Genomic DNA, 18424 nt, shown 5'->3' on the forward strand with positions numbered 1-18424 from the left:
CAATCGACAAAGGCGCGCCCGGCGGGGTACGGATTTAGAAGTTCAGCGAGCGCTTGTCGACGGCGAGCGCGGCTTCCTTGGTCGCTTCGGACAGCGATGGGTGGGCGTGGCAGATACGCGCGATGTCTTCCGACGAGGCGCGGAATTCCATCGCGACGACCGCTTCCGAAATCAGTTCGGACGCCATCGGGCCGACGATGTGCACACCCAGGATTTCATCGGTAGTCGCATCGGCCAGGAACTTGACCATGCCGGACGTGTCGCCCAGCGCACGCGCACGGCCATTGGCCATGAACGGGAAGGTGCCCGCCTTGTAGGCCACGCCGGCCGCTTTCAACTGCTGCTCGTTCTGGCCGACCCACGCGATTTCCGGCGAGGTGTAGATCACCCACGGAATCGTGTTGAAGTTGGTGTGGCCATGCTGGCCGGCGATACGCTCGGCCACGGCAACGCCTTCTTCCTCGGCCTTGTGCGCCAGCATCGGGCCGCGCACCACGTCACCGACCGCCCACACGTTCGGCAGGTTGGTCTTGCAGTCGTCGTCGACGGCGATGAAGCCGCGCTCGTCGAGCTTCAGGCCGACCGTCTCGCCACCCAGGCCGATGGTGTTCGGCACGCGGCCAATCGAGATGATCAGCTTGTCGAACACGGCGCTCTGCGCTTCGCCGGCGGCGTTGGCGTAATCGACGGTGACGTTGTTCGCGCCCGCGGTGACTTTGCTGATCTTCACGCCCAGGTTGATCTCCAGGCCCTGCTTGGTGAACAGCTTGTGCGCTTCCTTGGCGATCTGCTCGTCGACCGCACCCAGGAATGTCGGCAAGCCTTCCAGCACCGTGACCTTGGAGCCCAGGCGGCGCCATACGCTGCCCATTTCCAGGCCGATCACACCGGCGCCGATCACGCCCAGGGTGGCCGGCACGGCACCAATCGCCAGGGCGCCGGTGTTCGACAGGATCAGTTTTTCGTCGAACGGTGCGCCCGGCAGTTCACGCGCATTGGAACCGGTGGCGATGATGACGTGCTTGGCGGCGAGCGTGTCGGCATTGGCGCCGGTCACACTGACCTGGTAAGCACCTTCGGCGGCGCCGGAAAACGCACCGCGGCCGTGGAAGAAGGTGATCTTGTTTTTCTTGAACAGGAACAGGATGCCGTCGTTGTTTTGTTTGACGACGGTTTCCTTGCGCTTCAACATCTGCGGCAAGTTCAGCGACAGGCCGGCGACGTCGATGCCGTGCTCGGCGAACGCATGGCCGGCGTGCTCGTAGTGCTCGGACGACTGCAGCAGTGCTTTCGATGGAATGCAGCCGACGTTGGTGCAGGTGCCGCCGGGAGCGGGACCGCCCTTGGCGTTGGCCCATTCATCGATACAGGCAACCTTGAAGCCCAGTTGCGCCGCGCGGATGGCGGCGATGTAGCCGCCAGGGCCAGCGCCGATGACGACCACGTCGAATTGTTTTGCATCACTCATTATTGATTCCCTTGTTTTATTCTACTGGTACGAATATCCACACCGGCCGCCGCACCTTGGGGAGCGTGCGGCGGCGCGCGCTGCGTGCTTACAGGTCCAGCAGCAGGCGCGCAGGATCTTCCAAGGTTTCCTTCATCGTGACCAGGCCCAGGACGGCTTCGCGGCCATCGATGATGCGGTGATCGTAAGACATCGCCAGGTAGTTCATCGGACGCACCACAACGAGTCCGTTTTCGACGACGGCGCGGTCCTTGGTCGCGTGCACGCCCAGGATGGCCGATTGCGGCGGGTTGATGATCGGGGTCGACAGCATCGAGCCGAAGGTGCCGCCGTTCGAGATCGAGAACGTACCGCCGGTCAGGTCTTCCAGGGTCAGCTTGCCTTCCTTGGCTTTCTGGCCGAATTCACCGATCTTCTTCTCGATTTCGGCGATCGTCATCTGGTCGGCGTTGCGCAGGATAGGCACCACCAGGCCGCGCGGCGAACCGACCGCGATGCCGATGTCGAAGTAGCCGTGGTAAACGATATCGTTACCGTCGACCGAGGCGTTGATGATCGGGTACTTTTTCAGCGCGGCGACAGCGGCCTTGACGAAGAAGGACATGAAGCCCAGCTTGACGCCATGCTCTTTCTCGAACTTGTCCTTGTACTTGTTGCGCAGGTCGATCACCGGCTGCATGTTCACTTCATTGAACGTGGTCAGGATGGCGTTGGTCGACTGCGACTGCACCAGGCGCTCGGCGATACGGGCGCGCAGACGGCTCATCGGCACGCGCTCTTCCGGACGGCCGCCCAGGTTGGCGACGCTTGGCGCGGCCACTTGCTGCAGCGGTGCTTTGGCCGGCGCGGCAGGCGCGGCCAACGGAGCTGGTGCGGCAGGCTTGACGCCGCCGGCAACCGCTCCAAGGACATCGCCCTTGGTGACACGGCCATCGCGGCCGCTGCCGGCCACGTCGGAGGTGGTCAGCTTGTTATCGGCCAGCAGCTTGGCGGCGGCAGGCATGGCGACATTGGCTTTCGAGGCGATGGCGCTGATGGCGGCGGCCACCGGATCGGCGGCAGCTGGCGCGGTCTGCACCGGCGCGGACGATACTTGCAGCGGGCTTACCTGGGCCGACGCTTCGGTATCGATGATGGCGATGACTTCGCCGGCGACGACGGTGGCGCCGTCCGCCTTGAGAATCTGGGTGATGATGCCGGCGTTCGGCGCAGGCAGTTCGAGCACGACCTTGTCGGTCTCGATATCGATCATGTTTTCGTCGCGCGCGACTGGCTCGCCGACTTTCTTGTGCCACGACAGCAAGGTTGCTTCGGCTACCGATTCCGACAGAACTGGGACTTTGACTTCAATTTGTGCCATGTAAAACTCCGTGTATTGTTTTTTGCGGCGCCCCGCTTGCAGCCGGGGCGCACCGTCATTATTTGGTCAGGATGAAACCCTTGAGCTTCGCGAACGCCGTTTCCAGCAATTCCTTCTGCTGCGCGTTGTGCTTGTCGGCGTAACCGACCGCGGGCGAGGCCGAAGCCGGACGGCCCGCATACGCCAGGCGCTGGCCCGATTCGAGGCTTTCAAAGATATTGTGCTGGATCTGGAACCATGGTCCCTGATTCTGCGGCTCATCCTGGGTCCACACCACTTCGGTCGCGTTCGGGAACTTTTTCAGTTCAGCCGCGAACGACTTATGCGGGAACGGATACAGCTGTTCGACACGGATGATGGCGGTATCAAGCTGGCCGCGTGTTTTGCGGGCGTTCACCAGGTCGTAGTAAACCTTGCCCGAGCAGGCGATCACGCGCTTGACCTTCTTGGCGTCGATTTTCTCGTCGACTTCACCGATGACGGTGTGGAAGGCGCCCTTGGCCAGGTCGGTCAGCGGCGAGCTGGCATCCTTGTTACGCAGCAGCGACTTCGGCGTCAGGATGACCAGCGGTTTGCGGAACTGGCGCACCATCTGGCGGCGCAGCAGGTGGAAGATCTGGGCGCCGGTGGTTGGCTGCACCACTTGCATGTTGTTGTCCGCGCACAGCTGCAGGAAGCGTTCAGGACGCGCCGACGAGTGCTCCGGACCCTGGCCTTCGTAACCGTGCGGCAGCATCATGACGAGACCCGAGGCGCGGCCCCATTTGACTTCGCCGGAGGCGATGAACTGGTCGATCACGACCTGGGCGCCGTTGGCGAAGTCGCCGAACTGGGCTTCCCAGATGGTCAGGGTGTTCGGTTCGGCGGTCGAATAACCGTATTCGAACGCCAGTACCGCTTCTTCCGACAGCACCGAGTCGATGACGACGAACGGGGCCTGGCTTTCCGACACATTGCACAGCGGGACATAGGTGCCCGCATCCCAGCGTTCGCGGTTCTGGTCGTGCAGCACGGCGTGGCGGTGGGTAAAGGTACCGCGGCCGGCATCCTGGCCCGACAAGCGGATGGCGTAGCCGGACGAGACCAGCGAGGCGTAAGCGAGATGCTCGCCCATGCCCCAGTCCAGGTTCAATTCACCGCGGCCCATGGTGGCGCGATCGGCCAGCACTTTTTCGACCAAGGAGTGGACCTTGAAGTTTTCCGGCAGGGTGGTGATGCGGGTGGCCAGGCGTTTCAGTTCCGTCATCGGCACGGCGGTGTCGGCACTGTCGGTCCATTTGCGATTCAGGAACGGCAGCCAGTCGACCGCGTACTTGTTCTTGAAGTTCGAGATGACCGGATCGATCGTGTGCTTGCCGGCGTCCATGGCGTCGCGGTAGGCCGAGACCATCTTGTCGCCGCCGTCGGCCGCCAGGGAGCCCTGGGCGATCAGTTTGTCCGCGTACAGCTTGCGGGTGCCCGGATGCTGGCCGATCTTCTTGTACATCAGCGGCTGGGTCAGCGCCGGCGTATCCTGCTCGTTGTGGCCAAGCTTGCGGTAGCAGATGATGTCGACCACGACGTCTTTCTTGAACTGGACGCGGTAGTCGAGCGCGATTTGCGTCGCCAGCACGACCGCTTCAGGATCGTCGCCGTTCACGTGCAGCACCGGTGCTTCGATCATCTTGACGACGTCCGAGCAGTACAGGGTCGAACGCGCGTCGCGCGGGTCGGACGTCGTGAAGCCGATCTGGTTGTTGATCACGATGTGCATCGTGCCGCCGGTGCCGTAGCCGCGGGTTTGCGCGAGGTTCAGGGTTTCCATGACCACGCCCTGGCCGGCGAAAGCAGCATCGCCGTGCACCAGGATCGGCAGCACTTGCGCGCCATCCTTGTCGCCGCGACGCTCCATGCGCGCCTTGACCGAGCCTTCGACGACCGGGTTGACGATTTCGAGGTGGGATGGGTTGAAGGCCAGCGACAGGTGCACCGGTCCGCCGGCGGTCGAGATATCGCTCGAAAAGCCCTGGTGGTACTTGACGTCGCCCGATGGCAGGTCGTCGCCGTGCTTGCCTTCGAATTCTTCGAACAGTTCCTGCGGCGATTTGCCCAGGGTGTTGACCAGCACGTTCAGGCGGCCGCGGTGGGCCATGCCGATAACGATCTCCTGCACGCCTTTTTCACCGGCGCGCTGGATGGTTTCGTCGATCGAGGCGATGAAGGACTCGGAGCCTTCCAGCGAGAAGCGCTTGGCGCCGACGTACTTGGTGTGGAGGTAGCGCTCCAGGCCTTCGGCGGCCGTGAGGCGTTCGAGGATGTGGGCTTTTTTCTCGGCCGTGAAATTCGGGGTCGAGCGGATCGCTTCGAGCTTTTCCTGCAGCCAGCGCTTTTCCGCCGGATCGCCGATGTACATGAATTCGGCGCCGATCGAACGGCAGTAGGTATCGCGCAGCAGGTTCAGCAGATCGCGCAGGGATGCGGTTTCAGGGCCGAAGTAGGTATTGCTGATGTTGAACACGATGTCCATGTCGGCATCGGTGAAGCCGTAGAACGAGGGATCGAGTTCCGGGATCATCGGACGTTCCTGGCGCTGCAGCGGGTCCAGGTTGGCCCACTGCGAGCCCAGATAGCGGTACGCGGCGATCAGCTGGGTGACGGCGACGCGCTTGCGGCCCATTTCAGGATCGTGCGAGGCGGTCACGACACGGATCGGACCGGCCTTGGCGCGCTCGGCGAACGAGGCGATGACGGAAGCGTGGGCTACGTCGGGTTTGTTGGAGCCGTCGACCGCAGGCACGTTCTGCATGGAGTCGAAATAGGCGCGCCAATTGTCTGGCACCGAGCCTGGATTGTCGAGGTAGGCCTCATACAGCTCTTCAACGTACGGCGCGTTACCACCGAACAAATAGGAGTTCGCGGTTTGTTCTTGCATCATCTTGCTCACCTTTCTTCGCGCTTCGCGAGTTTGGCGGGTTAATCTAACCTTCCGCGACACGGCCTGACCGGTTAGCGGATTGCACATCAAGTTGTGGGGAAGGACTTGTAAAGCTCGCAGCATTCTTACGACGTCGGAAGAATAGCACGCGTATTGTAGCGTAACATTCCATCTTACGAAAAAAGTTGCCAATCATCTTTTAGTATTGGGTGATGCCAAAACCACGACTCAGCCGTGAAAAAATTGACACGGCACAGGTTTATGCTTCATTAACAGGAGAGTTTCTTGCGCCATCTCAAGGCGTAGATTTGGCCGTTCTGGGCTAAAACAAGCGATTGTTGCGTATTGTAAATCCCGGCCCAGTCCATTGACCGCGTAAATGATAATAGTTATCATTTGCGTTTAGTTCGTTCACGGAAGCACCCGATGTCCTCCCATGCCACGCTCCCCAGCGCCAGCCGCGCCGCCTGGCTCAAGAATTTGCACCGCTGGCACTGGATCAGCTCGGCGTTGTGCCTGATGGGCATGCTTTTATTCAGCATCACCGGCATCACGCTCAACCACGCGACCCAGATCGAAGCCAAGCCGACGGTCACCAAGCGCAAGGCCAGCCTGCCGGCGCCGCTGCGGCGCGACCTGGAACAGTTCGCCACCAAGCACGCCGACGCCCGCGCGCCGCTGCCGCCGCGCGTGGCCAGCTGGGCCGACCGCGAGTTCGGCCTGGACGTCGCGACCATTGACGCCGAATGGACCGAGGAAGACGCTTACGTCGCCCTGCCCCGCCCCGGCGGCGACGCCTGGCTGCGCATCGGCGTCGACGGCGCCGCCGAATTCGAGAAGACCGGGCGCGGCATGGTTTCCTGGCTCAACGACCTGCACAAGGGCCGCAACGCGGGCCCCGTGTGGGGCTGGTTCATCGATATTTTTGCCATCGCCTGCGTGGTGTTTTCGCTCACCGGTTTCCTGATCATGAAGCTGCACGCGGCCAACCGCCCGTCCACCTGGCCGGTGATCGGTGCCGGCATCCTGCTGCCGCTCCTGCTCGCCCTCTTGTTTACCCACTAAGTCCACTACCTATGAAACTACAGCACACGCTTGCCCTAACCCTCCCCATGCTGAGCAGCTGGGCCGTCGGCGCCGACCTGGCCGTCAAGTTCGAGATCCCGCAACTGAACGTGGCTGAATACCACCGTCCTTATGTGGCGATGTGGCTGGAGCGCGCCGACCAGAGCGTGGCCGCCAACCTGTCGGTGCTGTACGACGTCAAGAAAAAGGATAACGGCGGCACCAAGTGGGTCAAGGACTTGCGCACCTGGTGGCGCAAGGCCGGGCGCGACGTGGAACTGCCATTGGATGGCGTAAGCGGCGCCACCCGCGCCGCCGGCGAGCAGGCCATGAGCTTCGGCCCGGCCCGCACCGGCATCGACAAGCTGCCGGCCGGCGACTACAAGCTGGTGATCGAAGCGGCGCGCGAATCGGGCGGACGCGAACTGGTACGCGTGCCCTTCACCTTGCCGCTCAAGGGCACGCAAACGGCCAGTGCGCGCGGCAAGGAAGAACTTGGCGCGGTTTCCCTCCAGATCACCCCTTGATTGAACCAGCCATGAACAACACCACCATGAAGAAAACCCTGCTCGCGCTGGCCTTGGCGGCCGTCTCCCTGAGCGCCGCCGCGCACCGTGGCTGGCTGTACCCGCAGTCGACGATGGTTGAATCGAAGGAGCCATGGGTGACCATCGATGGCGCCATTTCGGAAGGCTTGTTCGACGTCGACCACGTCGCCCTCAAGCTCGATGGCGCCACCGTCACCGATCCGGATGGCGTTGCTACGCCTGCGCCGGCCGGCTACATGGGCAAGCAGCGCAGCACGTTCGATTTGAGGATGACCAAGAACGGCACTTACAAGATCAGCATCGTCAGCCGCAACGTGATGGCCAGCTACAAGGACAAGACTGGCGAAACCAAGCGTTTCCGCGGCAGCGAGGAAGCCTACGCCAAGGAAGTGCCGGCCGACGCGGCGGAACTGAAAACCACCTACGCCCACCAGCGCCTGGAGACGTTCGTGAGCGCGAACAAGACCAGCGACGGTGCCTTCAAGCCGAGCGGCGTGGGACTGGAGATGATCCCGCTGACCAATCCGACCGACCTGCGCGCGGGCGAAACAGCCAGGTGGCGCTTCCAGCTCGATGGCAAGCCGCTGCCCAAATTCGCTTTCAGCCTGATTCCGGGCGGCGTGCGCTATCGCGGCGTGCTCGGAGAAGTGCGACTGGAAACCGATGCCAAGGGCGAGGCGGCGGTGACCTTGCCGGCCGCCGGCATGTACTGGCTCAACGCCGGCTTTCCGGCGGCCCAGGCGAAAGGCCCGGCCCCGGCCGACGCAGCGGCCGTCACGCGCCGCTACAGCTACGCCGCCACGCTCGAAGTGCTGCCAGAGTAAATGGAACACCGCGTTCTCGTCCCCCTCGCCATCGCGCCGGCCCTGCCGCCGCGCGCAAGCACCTTGCACAAGCTGGGTGGCGGCACCATGGGCACCAGCTGGTCGGCGCGCGTGATGGCGCCGGGCGACGCCGGCCCGGCCTTGCTGGAGGACTTGCAGCGCCAGCTCGACCTGGTGGTGGCGCAAATGAGCCACTGGGAACGCGACTCGAACCTGAGCCGCTTCAACAGTGCGCCGGCGGGCAACTGGCATCGCCTGCCCGATGAATTTTTCACGGTGCTCAGCTACGCGCTGGACGTGGCCGAGGCCAGCGGCGGCGCCTACGATCCTTGCGCCGGCGCGCTGGTCAACGCCTGGGGTTTCGGCGCGCGCCAGCGCTACAACGAAGCCAAATTTTACGCGCCCTTGCCGGCCGCCAGCGCGGCCATCGTGGCGCGCGCTGACCGCCAGCGCCTGCGCCTGGACCCAGGCAGCCGGCGCGCGCTACAACCGGGCGGCGTGCAGCTCGACCTGTCGTCGGTGGCCAAGGGCTACGCGGTCGACCTGCTGGCGCGCTGCCTGGAAGCGCAAGGCCTGCATCACTATCTGATCGAGATCGGCGGCGAACTGCGCGGCGCCGGCACCAAGGCCGACGGCCAGCCGTGGTGGGTCGCGCTCGAAGGCGTGCCTGATGCGGTCGATGGGGCAGCCCAGACCAGGGTGGCGCTGCACGGGCTGGCAATTGCCACCTCGGGCGACTACCGGCGCTACTTCGAGCATGGCGGCCGGCGCGCCTCGCACACGCTCGACCCGCGCACCGGGGCGCCGATCCGCAACGACGTCGCCTCGGTCACCGTGCTGCATGCCGAATGCATGGCGGCCGACGCGCTCTCGACCGCGCTGTCGGTGCTCGGTCCCGTCGACGGTCTGGCCTTCGCCGAACGCCACCATCTGGCCGCGCGCTTCCTGCTGCGGCACGGCGGCGGCCTGCGCGAAGTGGTCTCCAGCGCTTACCAGGAACTGCTGCAATGACGATCAGTGTCGATCCGGTCCGCTGGGGCGGCGCCGCTGCCGCCGTGGCGGCCTACGCGGGCATGTGCCTGGCGCTGCTGCGCACGCGCCGAGGCTTGCGCCAGGATGGCGGCGCTGACCATGCCGACTGGCTGGTGGCCTACGCCAGCCAGACCGGCACCGGCGAAGCGCTGGCCGAACACACCGTGGCAACCCTGCGCACGGGCGGCCTGTCGGCGCGCGCGCTCAGCGTCGAGCACCTCGATGACGCCACCCTGCGCGGCGCCGCGCGCATCCTGTTCATCGCCAGCACCTACGGCGAGGGCGACGCGCCCGACAGCGCGGCGCGCCTGGCGCGCCTGCTCGACCAGCCCGATCTTGCGCTCGGCCAGCTGCATTACGCGGTGCTGGCCTTGGGCGACAGCAGCTACGCCAATTACTGCGGCTTCGGGCGCCGCCTCGATGCCGCCTTGAAGGCGCGCGGAGCACAGGCGCTGTTCGAGCGGGTGGAAGTGGACCGCGGGCGCGCCACCGCCATCGACGCCTGGCAGCATCACCTGAGCCACCTGGCCGGCACCAGCGACGCGCCCGACTGGAGCGCGCCAGCATACGGCCACTGGCGCATCGCCACGCGCCGCCTGATCAACCCGGGCAGCGCGGGCGCGCCCGTGTACCGCATCGACCTGGTGCCAGCAGCCGGCGCGCTGCCGGCTTGGGAAGCGGGCGACCTGGTGCAGGTGAGCGCGCCGGGCGAGCCGGATTATCCGCGCGAGTATTCGATCGCCTCGACCATGGGCGAAGGCTGCCTGTCGCTGCTGGTGCGATTGCACGTGCGCGACGACGGCACCGTCGGCATGGCGTCCGGCTGGCTGTGCCGCGAGGCGGGCGAAGGCGATGAAGTGCTGCTGCGGGTGCGCCAGCACAGGCGCTTTCGGATCGGCGAAAACGCCGGGCGGCCGCTGATCTTGATCGGCAACGGTACCGGCATCGCGGGCTTGCGCGCGCACTTGAAAAGCCGCGCCGACGTTGGCGAGGCGCGCAACTGGCTGGTCTTCGGCGAGCGCAACGAAGCGCATGACCACTTCTGCGCGGGCGACATCGCGGCGTGGCGCCAGGCCGGCATGCTCGACACGCTCAGCCTCGCCTTTTCGCGCGATGGCGGCAGCGCGCGCTACGTCCAGCACGCGCTCGATGCGCAGGCCGCGCAGCTGCGCGCCTGGGTCGACGCGGGCGCGGCGATCTATGTCTGCGGCAGCCTGCAAGGCATGGCCGGCGCCGTGCACGACACCCTGGCCAGGGTGCTCGGAAGCGATGCCCTGGCGCTGCTGGACGAGACTGGCCGCTACCGGCGCGACGTGTACTGACGAGGCCATTTTTCACGCCGGAAAATATGCGTAACGCATGGACCGGCGATTTTAACAGATGCGAATGGAAATAGTATTGATAACGATTATCATTTACATGCTTTTACGTTTCTCCTACAATGACTAAGTTGTTGGCAATTTATGCCACGCCGGCGCGCGTTTCCAGGTCCGCCAGCGCCCACCCACCGTCAAAGAAGAGAAGCAGATGGCACCGATCAAAAGCCGCAAGCACGCGCAATCCCGTTTTAATCAACACATGAGCGTCGCGCTTGCCGCGCTGCTGGTGCCGGTGGCCGCCCAGGCCGCCGACGCACCCCAGGCCCGCACCATGCCGGAAGTCCAGGTCGTGAGCAAAACCGGCGAAGAAACCGTCAACGACTTCAAGGCCGAACGCGCCGCGTCGCCGAAGTACACCGAACTGCTGATCAACACCGCGCAAACGATCACCGTCATCAAGAAAGAACTGATCCAGCAGCAAGGCGCGGTCACCCTGACCGAAGCGCTGCGCAATACCCCCGGCGTGGGCACCTTTTTCCTCGGCGAAAACGGCAGCACGACCACCGGCGACAGCATCTACATGCGCGGCTTCGATTCGTCGACCAGCATTTTTGTCGATGGCGTGCGCGACATCGGCTCGATTTCGCGCGATGTCTTCAACGTCGAGCAGCTCGACGTGCTCAAGGGCCCGGCCGGCACCGACACCGGGCACTCCTCGCCGACCGGTTCGGTCAACATGGTGACCAAGCAAGCCGTGATGGAGTCCGGCACGACCGGCTCGGTGATTGCCGGCAGCGGCAAGCAAAAGCGCGCCACGGTCGATTACGCCCAGGTGCTGAGCGCCGAAAAAGGCATCGCCCTGCGCCTGAACGCGCTGGCCCAGGATAGCGGCGTTCCCGGACGCGATGTCGTCAAGGACAAACGCTGGGCGCTGGCACCCTCGCTCGCCTTCGGCCTGAACGGCCCGACCCGCATCTACCTGAACTACCTGCACGTCAACCAGGACAACGTGCCCAACGGCGGCGTACCGACCGTTGGCTTGCCGGGCTACACCAGCCCGGACGCGCGCGCCTTCCTGACCAGCGCGCCGCGCGTCGATCCGCGCAACTTCTACGGTTCCGTGACCGATTACGACAACGTCAAGGCCGACATGTTCACGGTCAAGGTCGAACATGACTTTGCACCGAACGTGAAGCTGCAAAACACCACGCGCTACGGCAAGACGTCGCAGGATTACCTGCTGACCGCGTTCATGGGCAATAGCGCCAACCTGAAAACGCCGACCCCCAACGACCCGGCCAGCTGGACCATCACGCGCGGCAACCGCACGGTCAAGGACCAGAGCAACGCGATCCTCACCAACCAGAGCGTGGCGACGGTGGGCATGGACCTGGGCGGCATGAAGCACACCTTCGTGGGCGGACTGGAACTGACCAGCGAAGAGCAGAGCACCTATGGCTACCTTGGCGCCGGCACGATGGCGGTCGATTCGCTGTACGCGCCGAATCCATCCTCGCCGATCACCGGCCTGAACCTGGTGCGCAACGGCGTGAGTACCAATTCCAAGGTCGATACCCAGAGCCTGTACCTGTTCGACACCATCAAGCTGGGCGAGAAGTGGATCTTCAACCTTGGCGCCCGCATGGACCACTTCAACGTGAACTACAACGCGACGGCCCTGTCGACGGCCGCCGCCAATCCGGCGCTGCCGGTGGGCACGCTGGTGCCGACCACGCTCAAGCTGAGCGACACGGTAGGCAATGGCAAGATATCGGCGCTGTACAAGCCGACCGCCGACAGCAGCGTCTACGCCCTGCTGGCGACATCGAAGCAGCCGCCGGGAACCAACCTGGCCTTGTCGACCTCGGCCAACAGCGCATCGAATCCGAAATACACCCCGCAGCAATCGACCACCACCGAAATCGGCACCAAGTGGGATTTCCTCAAGCAAAAGCTGTCGCTCACGGCGGCGGTGTACCGCACCACGGTCAAGAACGAGCTGGAGCAGGATCCGGTGGACCTGGTGTACTACCAGACCGGCCGCAAGCAGGTCAAAGGCATCGAGCTTGGTGTGACGGGGGAAGTGGCGCGCAACTGGCTGGTGAGCGCCGGCTATGCCCGCATGGATACGGAAGTGAGCAATGGCAAGGTGGTGACCGCCAGCGGGATCAATAACCTGAACTACACGCCGAAAGATGCGTTCACCTCGTGGACTTCGTACACCCTGCCGATGGGCCTGAAAGTGGGCGGCGGCGCGCGCTATGTCGGCAAGCTGCTGCGCGGCGCCGATGGCGCGGTGGGCACGCCGGCGTTTGCCGATGCCTACTGGGTGGTCGATGCGATGGCGTCGTACACCGTGAGCAAGAACCTGGACGTGCAGCTGAACGTGTACAACCTGGCGGACAAGGAGTACATTGCGCAGATTAACAAGAGCGGTTACCGCTACACGCCGGGCGCGCCACGCTCGGCCAGCCTGATGGCCAACTTCCGCTTCTAAACGCCTTACCGGCATCGCCAGACACCGTCATGTCCGCCCCTGGCAGGCATGACGGCGTTTGGCTTTCCACTTCCTTCGTCACCATTTTATTGCCATGATGCTCCATATTCCCCACGTGCTCAGTCGCGACCAGGTCGCCGCCATGCGCCACGCGCTCGACAGCGCCGACTGGACCGACGGCCGCGCCACGGTCGGCGCGCAAGGCGCGCAGGTCAAGCACAACCAGCAACTGCCCGACAACGGTCCCGTGGCCGCTGAACTGGGCCGCATCATCCTGGCCGCCCTGGCCGCCAATCCCCTCTATTTCGCCGCCGCCCTGCCCCTGCGCACGGTGCCGCCGCTGTTCAACCGCTACACCGGCGGCGAACACTACGGCGCTCACGTGGACGGCGCCGTGCGCAACGTGGCCGGCAGTGCCTTGCCGCTGCGCACCGACCTGTCGTGCACCCTGTTCCTGTGCGAGCCGGACGACTACGATGGCGGCGAACTGGTCGTCAACGATACTTACGGCGTGCATGAAGTCAAGCTGCCGGCTGGCGACATGATTGTCTACCCCTCGTCCAGCGTGCACAAGGTCGAGCCGGTCACGCGCGGCAGCCGGGTTTGTTCCTTTTTCTGGGTGCAAAGCATGGTGCGCGACGATGGCCGCCGCGCCATGCTGCTCGAACTCGACCAGACTATCCAGCGTTTGCGCGCCCTCCTTGGCGATACCGAGGAAACGGTCGGCCTGACCGGGCATTATCACAACCTGCTGCGGATGTGGTCGGAGATCTGAACTGGACTTTCACATCTAGATAATTTATTCTAGATGCATTCCCACCAGTATCCGCCCCCCATGTCCGAGCCGTCCGCCCCGCCCAAGCCCACCGCATCGGAACTGGAGATGCTGCGCCTGCTGTGGCAACTCGGTCCGGCCAGCGCCAAACAGGTGCACCAGGCAGCCATCACCAGCCGTCCCGACATGGCGTACGCAACCGTGCTGCGCCTGCTCCAGCTGATGCACACCAAAGGCTTGCTCACGCGCGATGAAAGCGCCCGCGCGCATGTGTACGCGCCGGCCCAGCCGCAGGATTCGCTGCAGACCAGCCTGATCAAGGAATTGATTCACAAGGCGTTTTCGGGCTCGGGCAAGGAACTGGTGCTGGCGGCGTTGCGCGGGCATGTGAGCGCGCGCGAACGGGCGGAGATCCAGGCGATTTTGGATCAGGAGAAAAAGTGACGCCGCCGGCATGAAATCTGCACCGTTTTATTTCCCCACAGGAAATTATACTTCCGCAACCGCCCGCGTCAACGAAGTAGTTCGTTTGATCGCTCAGCTGAGCGGCTTCCTTGCCCCACAGAACGATAGAGAGATGATGTCGAGACATTTTGGCGCGGGTAGTATCGAGTGATAACCGATTTCGACCATTGCAGGGCTTCCGCACGGGCGGCAAGCGAATTTTATATCACTAGACGAGACCTGACACCTAAGGTGCCGTTTCCTTCGGCCCAAGTTGGTCTGCAATTCGCTTTACCGCATGATCCAGCAGCAATCCACATTGCCGATCAGCATCCAAAAACTTATCTCGAAATTCTTGTCTTAAGGAAAATTGGCGCCCCGTTTCAATGCTTGCCGTAAGAGAATCGATGTCTTTCTTGGTGACAATTAGACGCTTATTAGATTTATCTGCACTTAGACGTTGCTTTTCGATCTCATTGTTCGCGTCTATTGCACTTAAAGCACCTATCTGGCCAGCTTTCTGCAAATATAAAATCTGTAGCTCAGGAGCGTTTGGAACAACGCAAGTTATCGATTTCTCACCGGCGACCGCACCCTTCAACTCAGCCAAATACGCGTCCGGAACCCGTCTTGGTCTATGTGACATATCCTCGATCGCCTCTGCTAGTATTTTAGTTGGAGAAAGGAAAAGCGTAGCCGCCTTGACAAAATTTTCTTCGTTCTTTTCGGGGGTTGACCTATATAAATTTTCCGTAAATTCGTAATGCTGACGAACCCGACGAAATGCTACGGCGAGATCAAATTCACTTACCAAAATCGTGCGCCGCGCAGTGTCCAAATGTCTGAGCTCGCTCGCTAAGTCATTTGCGGCGTTTCTCGCCGAACCCAATGCATCACGCTCCCGATTCCCCGCTAACAGAGCCGTATATCTCGCGGCTCGCTCCCGTTCTTCAGAGAGGCTCGCGCGCTCGTCACTCACCAAGGCCCTACCTCTGGCATGTATCAGCGCCGCATCCAGCTCAGCAATTTTCTTCTGTACAGCAACTTGACGGTCGCGAAGTTCGGACAATAGCTTTCGCTCTCGCGCACTTTCCAATTCGAGCCGCGCGTTGTCTTCCTGAAGCTTCTGGTTTTGAAAAACCGGGAGCACTGTATAAAAGTAACCAAACACGGCCAATAGCAGCGTGCTTGCTGTCGCGACATTGGCAAGACGAGCTAAATTAACGTCAAGCCGTGATGGCACATATGCGATCTGGCTGGCCGGAGGCAAAGGCGGTAGAGGTGGGGGTGTCGGCGGTGGGGGGACCGGAGAGGCTGGGGGTGTCGAGGGTGGCGGATTCCGTCTGTTGCGCAACAATGACCGTCTCATTATGGATGCCTAGTTTCCTAAATACGTACATATTACAGGAATAATGCATGCTATATTTCCTTCTAGCACAATTTACGTCGGTGCATGCTGCAAGCGAGCATAATGGGACGACCGAAAGGAAGGCAGACCCTGGTATAAATACACCGACTTACCGTAGTATGGTTTTGACCTGCCGATCCATTCGCTGACTACTTCGATGTAGTAGTTTTTCAAGTACAAATCAACTACTCTGGCGGGTTGCGTATATGTCTCGCAAGTACTGAGCCTCGGGCATGGCCGGCACGAAGTCCCGGTGACCAATTGGACATGACCTTTGACCGGTATTTTTAAAGAAACTACGTTTCCAAGATTGTCCACAAGTTTGAAATTGAGATGTCAAATGTCGAAGAAGTGCCCCATCTGGCTGGTTCCAAACCGAAAAAAAATAGCGGACGACTGAAAGCCACGATTTGCGTAGCCAAATGCGCCCAGCAGACTGTCGTCAATACCAATTCCCTTCCGATTTTATCGTGTAGCGCCACAGGAGCCCAGCACCGACAGCTCCAGCACGCCCCCTGCCGCATCCAGTTCATAGCTGGCAAAATCCTGCGCCAGGAACAGCTTGCCCGCGTAATGCTGGCGCGCCTCCGCTTCCAGTTCCGCCATGCCTTCCGGATTGTCGTAACGCGGGCTGAAATGGGTCAGGATCAAATTCGGCAAGCCGCATTCGGTGGCGAACTGCGCCACGCGCTGCACGGAACTGTGGGTCGGCCCGGGGCCTACCTTTTGCAGGATCGCCTCGGTATAAGTCGCCTCGTGCACCAGCACCTGCGCATCGGCGCAAGCCTGGCCGAGCAGCGCCGGGGTATCGTTGTCGCCGCCGATCACCGCCACCGCGCGCTGCACATCGGCCACGCGAAAATCGGCGGCCGCCAAGGTCGTACCGTCGTCCAAGGTCACGTCGTGACCGGCCTGCAATTTGCCCCACAGCGGACCGGATGGCACGCCGCGCGCGCACAAGGCCGCGCTGTCGAGCTTCCATTTGGTGGTTTCCACCGCGAAGCGAAAACCGACGCTCGGCGCCCGGTGCGACAAGTTATGGCGCTCGATCGTCAGGCCCGGCTCCTGATGGACCTGCTGCTCGCCGGCGACATCCACATGGATCAGAGCAAACGGCAGGAACAGTTCGGTATGCAGCATGGTGGCGTCCAGCCAGGCTTTGACGCCCAGTGGCGCGATCAGGATCAGCGGGCGCTTGCGTCCGCCCATGGCCGCGCTGGCCAGAAAGCCGGGCAAGCCGTAACTGTGGTCGCCGTGAATGTGGGTGATGCAAATACCAGCCAGATCATGCACCGTCAGGGCGATGTGCTGCAGGCGATGCTGGGTGCCCTCGCCGCAGTCAATCAGCCACCAGTCGCGGTTCAGGGAGGTCTGCAGCGCCAGCGCGGTGACGTTGCGGTTTTTGGTTGGCACGCCCGAGGACGTGCCGAGAAAGGTCAGTTTGAACATGCCGCATTATGCGCCAGCGCTAAAGCCGGCGCCAGCGCAGGCCGGACGCCTTGCGCGAGCGGCCACAGCGTCAGCGCCTGCAGCGGCGCCGCTCGTCTCAGCCCTGGCGGGCCTTGCGGGCGCGCCGGGCGCCGAAGCCCACCACCGCCAGTCCCAGCGAGAGCATCGCGAACGAGGTCGGTTCCGGCACGGCCGTGGTGATGAACTGGCCATTGAAGTAGGCATCGCGCGTTCCGTGCACGCCGCTCAGGTTGATTTCGACGTAATCGGCGCCCACCGTCAAGCCGTAGCCGACCATATTCGTGTCGACCTTCAGCGATTGCAGCGATGCGCCGTTACTGAAATCGAGATCGGTCAGGCGAAACACAATCCCGTTGCCCCAAGCGAAAGGATTGCGGTAATCGATGGCGAAACGGTCGGCATCGACATCGAGCGTGTAGGCGACGCTGTAATTTTTCTGGTCGGCTAGGCCGTTCTCGACCACGAAGGGGCCGTCCAGGCCGAATCCCATGATGCGGCCGACGCCTTTGCCGGTGTCGACGGTGCGGTACATGCCGGCATCGACCGTATCTCCCAGCAAGGATGCATCGGCGCGCGCATCGGTAATCAAAACGAGTCCCAACAATACTGACAACAACTTCATTCCTGTCTCCTTTATAGTTATTTTCATAATTTTCCTGCAGCAGGAAATTAACATAAAAAGCGGGTTGTATGTACAACTTTGTTGTCGCCGCGTGGGCAAAGCGCGCACGATGCTGAAATCCATGTTCCCATGCACCTCTTTACAATAGGATAAAAATCCACAGCGCATGACGCTGAAACCTGAAAGGAAATACCGATGTTCGAGATGAGCCACCCCTGGTGGGAATTCGTTATGCGTGGCGCGGCCGTGTATCTGATCCTGATGGTCATGGTGCGCGTGTCCGGCCGCCGCACGGTGGGCCAGTTCACGCCCTTCGACCTGCTGGTGGTGATGCTGCTGAGCGAGGCCGTGTCCAATTCCCTGACCGGAGGCGATCAATCGCTCATTGGCGGCTTCATCGTGGCGGCGGTGCTGGTGGGGCTGAATATGACGATGTCGTTCCTGTCATCGCGTAGCCAGACCATGTCCGACATTCTCGACGGCAGTGCCGTCCTGCTGGGGCGCGACGGCGAACTGTACGATAAGGTGATGAAGCGCTGCCGCATTTCACGTGAAGAAGTCGACCAGGCCCTGCGCAGCTCCGATTGCGACATCAAAGACATGCGCTGCGCATTTCTTGAAGCCGATGGGCAAATCACTATCCAGAAGAAATAAAATTGTTGCCGCCCCGACCGATGT

15 protein-coding genes are annotated in these 18424 nt (G+C 62.4%); 9 read left to right on the plus strand and 6 right to left on the minus strand.

Features of this window, described 5'->3' with window-relative positions:
- Positions 1 to 34: 34 nt before the first annotated feature.
- From lpdA to IV454_RS31330, 3 genes are all read right to left on the minus strand, one after another.
- Complete coding sequence (gene lpdA, locus IV454_RS31320) at positions 35 to 1468, minus strand: dihydrolipoyl dehydrogenase (RefSeq protein WP_206089467.1); 1434 nt, start codon at positions 1466 to 1468, stop codon at positions 35 to 37.
- 88 nt (positions 1469 to 1556) lie between these two features.
- Positions 1557 to 2828 (minus strand): 2-oxoglutarate dehydrogenase complex dihydrolipoyllysine-residue succinyltransferase, encoded by a 1272-nt coding sequence (gene odhB, locus IV454_RS31325; protein ID WP_206089468.1) that lies wholly within the window; start codon positions 2826 to 2828, stop codon positions 1557 to 1559.
- A gap of 58 nt (positions 2829 to 2886) precedes the next feature.
- Positions 2887 to 5742: a 2-oxoglutarate dehydrogenase E1 component gene (locus tag IV454_RS31330; RefSeq protein WP_054264667.1), complete on the minus strand. Its 2856-nt coding sequence runs from the start codon at positions 5740 to 5742 to the stop codon at positions 2887 to 2889.
- A 426-nt stretch (positions 5743 to 6168) separates the two neighbouring features.
- Here IV454_RS31330 and IV454_RS31335 point away from each other — a divergent pair, with 426 nt between their 5' ends.
- The 8 genes from IV454_RS31335 (at position 6169) to IV454_RS31370 (ending at position 14246) form a co-directional block, all read left to right on the plus strand.
- The gene (locus IV454_RS31335; protein WP_206089469.1) at positions 6169 to 6807 is read left to right on the plus strand and encodes a PepSY-associated TM helix domain-containing protein; all 639 of its coding nucleotides are present in this window, start codon (positions 6169 to 6171) and stop codon (positions 6805 to 6807) included.
- 11 nt (positions 6808 to 6818) lie between these two features.
- The gene (locus IV454_RS31340; RefSeq protein ID WP_206089470.1) at positions 6819 to 7334 is read left to right on the plus strand and encodes a DUF2271 domain-containing protein; all 516 of its coding nucleotides are present in this window, start codon (positions 6819 to 6821) and stop codon (positions 7332 to 7334) included.
- A gap of 11 nt (positions 7335 to 7345) precedes the next feature.
- On the plus strand, positions 7346 to 8179 hold the full coding sequence (locus tag IV454_RS31345; protein ID WP_229521956.1) for a DUF4198 domain-containing protein: 834 nt from the start codon (positions 7346 to 7348) through the stop codon (positions 8177 to 8179).
- The gene (locus IV454_RS31350) at positions 8180 to 9190 is read left to right on the plus strand and encodes an FAD:protein FMN transferase (protein WP_229521958.1); all 1011 of its coding nucleotides are present in this window, start codon (positions 8180 to 8182) and stop codon (positions 9188 to 9190) included. It begins immediately after the preceding gene.
- Complete coding sequence (locus IV454_RS31355; RefSeq protein ID WP_206089471.1) at positions 9187 to 10533, plus strand: sulfite reductase subunit alpha; 1347 nt, start codon at positions 9187 to 9189, stop codon at positions 10531 to 10533. The genes IV454_RS31350 and IV454_RS31355 overlap by 4 nt, the downstream gene beginning before the upstream one ends.
- Positions 10534 to 10738: 205 nt before the next feature.
- Positions 10739 to 13027 carry a catecholate siderophore receptor Fiu gene (locus IV454_RS31360; RefSeq protein ID WP_206089472.1) on the plus strand — a complete coding sequence of 763 codons (2289 nt, stop codon included), beginning with the start codon at positions 10739 to 10741 and terminating at the stop codon, positions 13025 to 13027.
- A gap of 94 nt (positions 13028 to 13121) precedes the next feature.
- Positions 13122 to 13802 (plus strand): Fe2+-dependent dioxygenase, encoded by a 681-nt coding sequence (locus tag IV454_RS31365; RefSeq protein ID WP_206089473.1) that lies wholly within the window; start codon positions 13122 to 13124, stop codon positions 13800 to 13802.
- Between the two features lie 60 nt (positions 13803 to 13862).
- Complete coding sequence (locus IV454_RS31370) at positions 13863 to 14246, plus strand: BlaI/MecI/CopY family transcriptional regulator (RefSeq protein ID WP_206089474.1); 384 nt, start codon at positions 13863 to 13865, stop codon at positions 14244 to 14246.
- A 247-nt stretch (positions 14247 to 14493) separates the two neighbouring features.
- On the opposite strand, the gene IV454_RS31375 is transcribed toward IV454_RS31370, so the two are convergent.
- The 3 genes from IV454_RS31375 to IV454_RS31385 all read right to left on the minus strand — a co-directional run bounded on the left by IV454_RS31375 (position 14494) and on the right by IV454_RS31385 (position 17746).
- The gene (locus IV454_RS31375; protein WP_206089475.1) at positions 14494 to 15489 is read right to left on the minus strand and encodes a hypothetical protein; all 996 of its coding nucleotides are present in this window, start codon (positions 15487 to 15489) and stop codon (positions 14494 to 14496) included.
- 630 nt (positions 15490 to 16119) lie between these two features.
- Complete coding sequence (locus IV454_RS31380) at positions 16120 to 17103, minus strand: ribonuclease Z (protein ID WP_206089476.1); 984 nt, start codon at positions 17101 to 17103, stop codon at positions 16120 to 16122.
- A 97-nt stretch (positions 17104 to 17200) separates the two neighbouring features.
- On the minus strand, positions 17201 to 17746 hold the full coding sequence (locus IV454_RS31385; protein ID WP_229521960.1) for a PEP-CTERM sorting domain-containing protein: 546 nt from the start codon (positions 17744 to 17746) through the stop codon (positions 17201 to 17203).
- Positions 17747 to 17941: 195 nt separating this feature from the next.
- Here IV454_RS31385 and IV454_RS31390 point away from each other — a divergent pair, with 195 nt between their 5' ends.
- Positions 17942 to 18400: a DUF421 domain-containing protein gene (locus IV454_RS31390; protein WP_206089477.1), complete on the plus strand. Its 459-nt coding sequence runs from the start codon at positions 17942 to 17944 to the stop codon at positions 18398 to 18400.
- Positions 18401 to 18424 lie beyond the last annotated feature (24 nt).

This window comes from Massilia antarctica (genome assembly GCF_015689335.1).
Lineage (GTDB): Bacteria > Pseudomonadota > Gammaproteobacteria > Burkholderiales > Burkholderiaceae_D > Telluria_A > Telluria_A antarctica.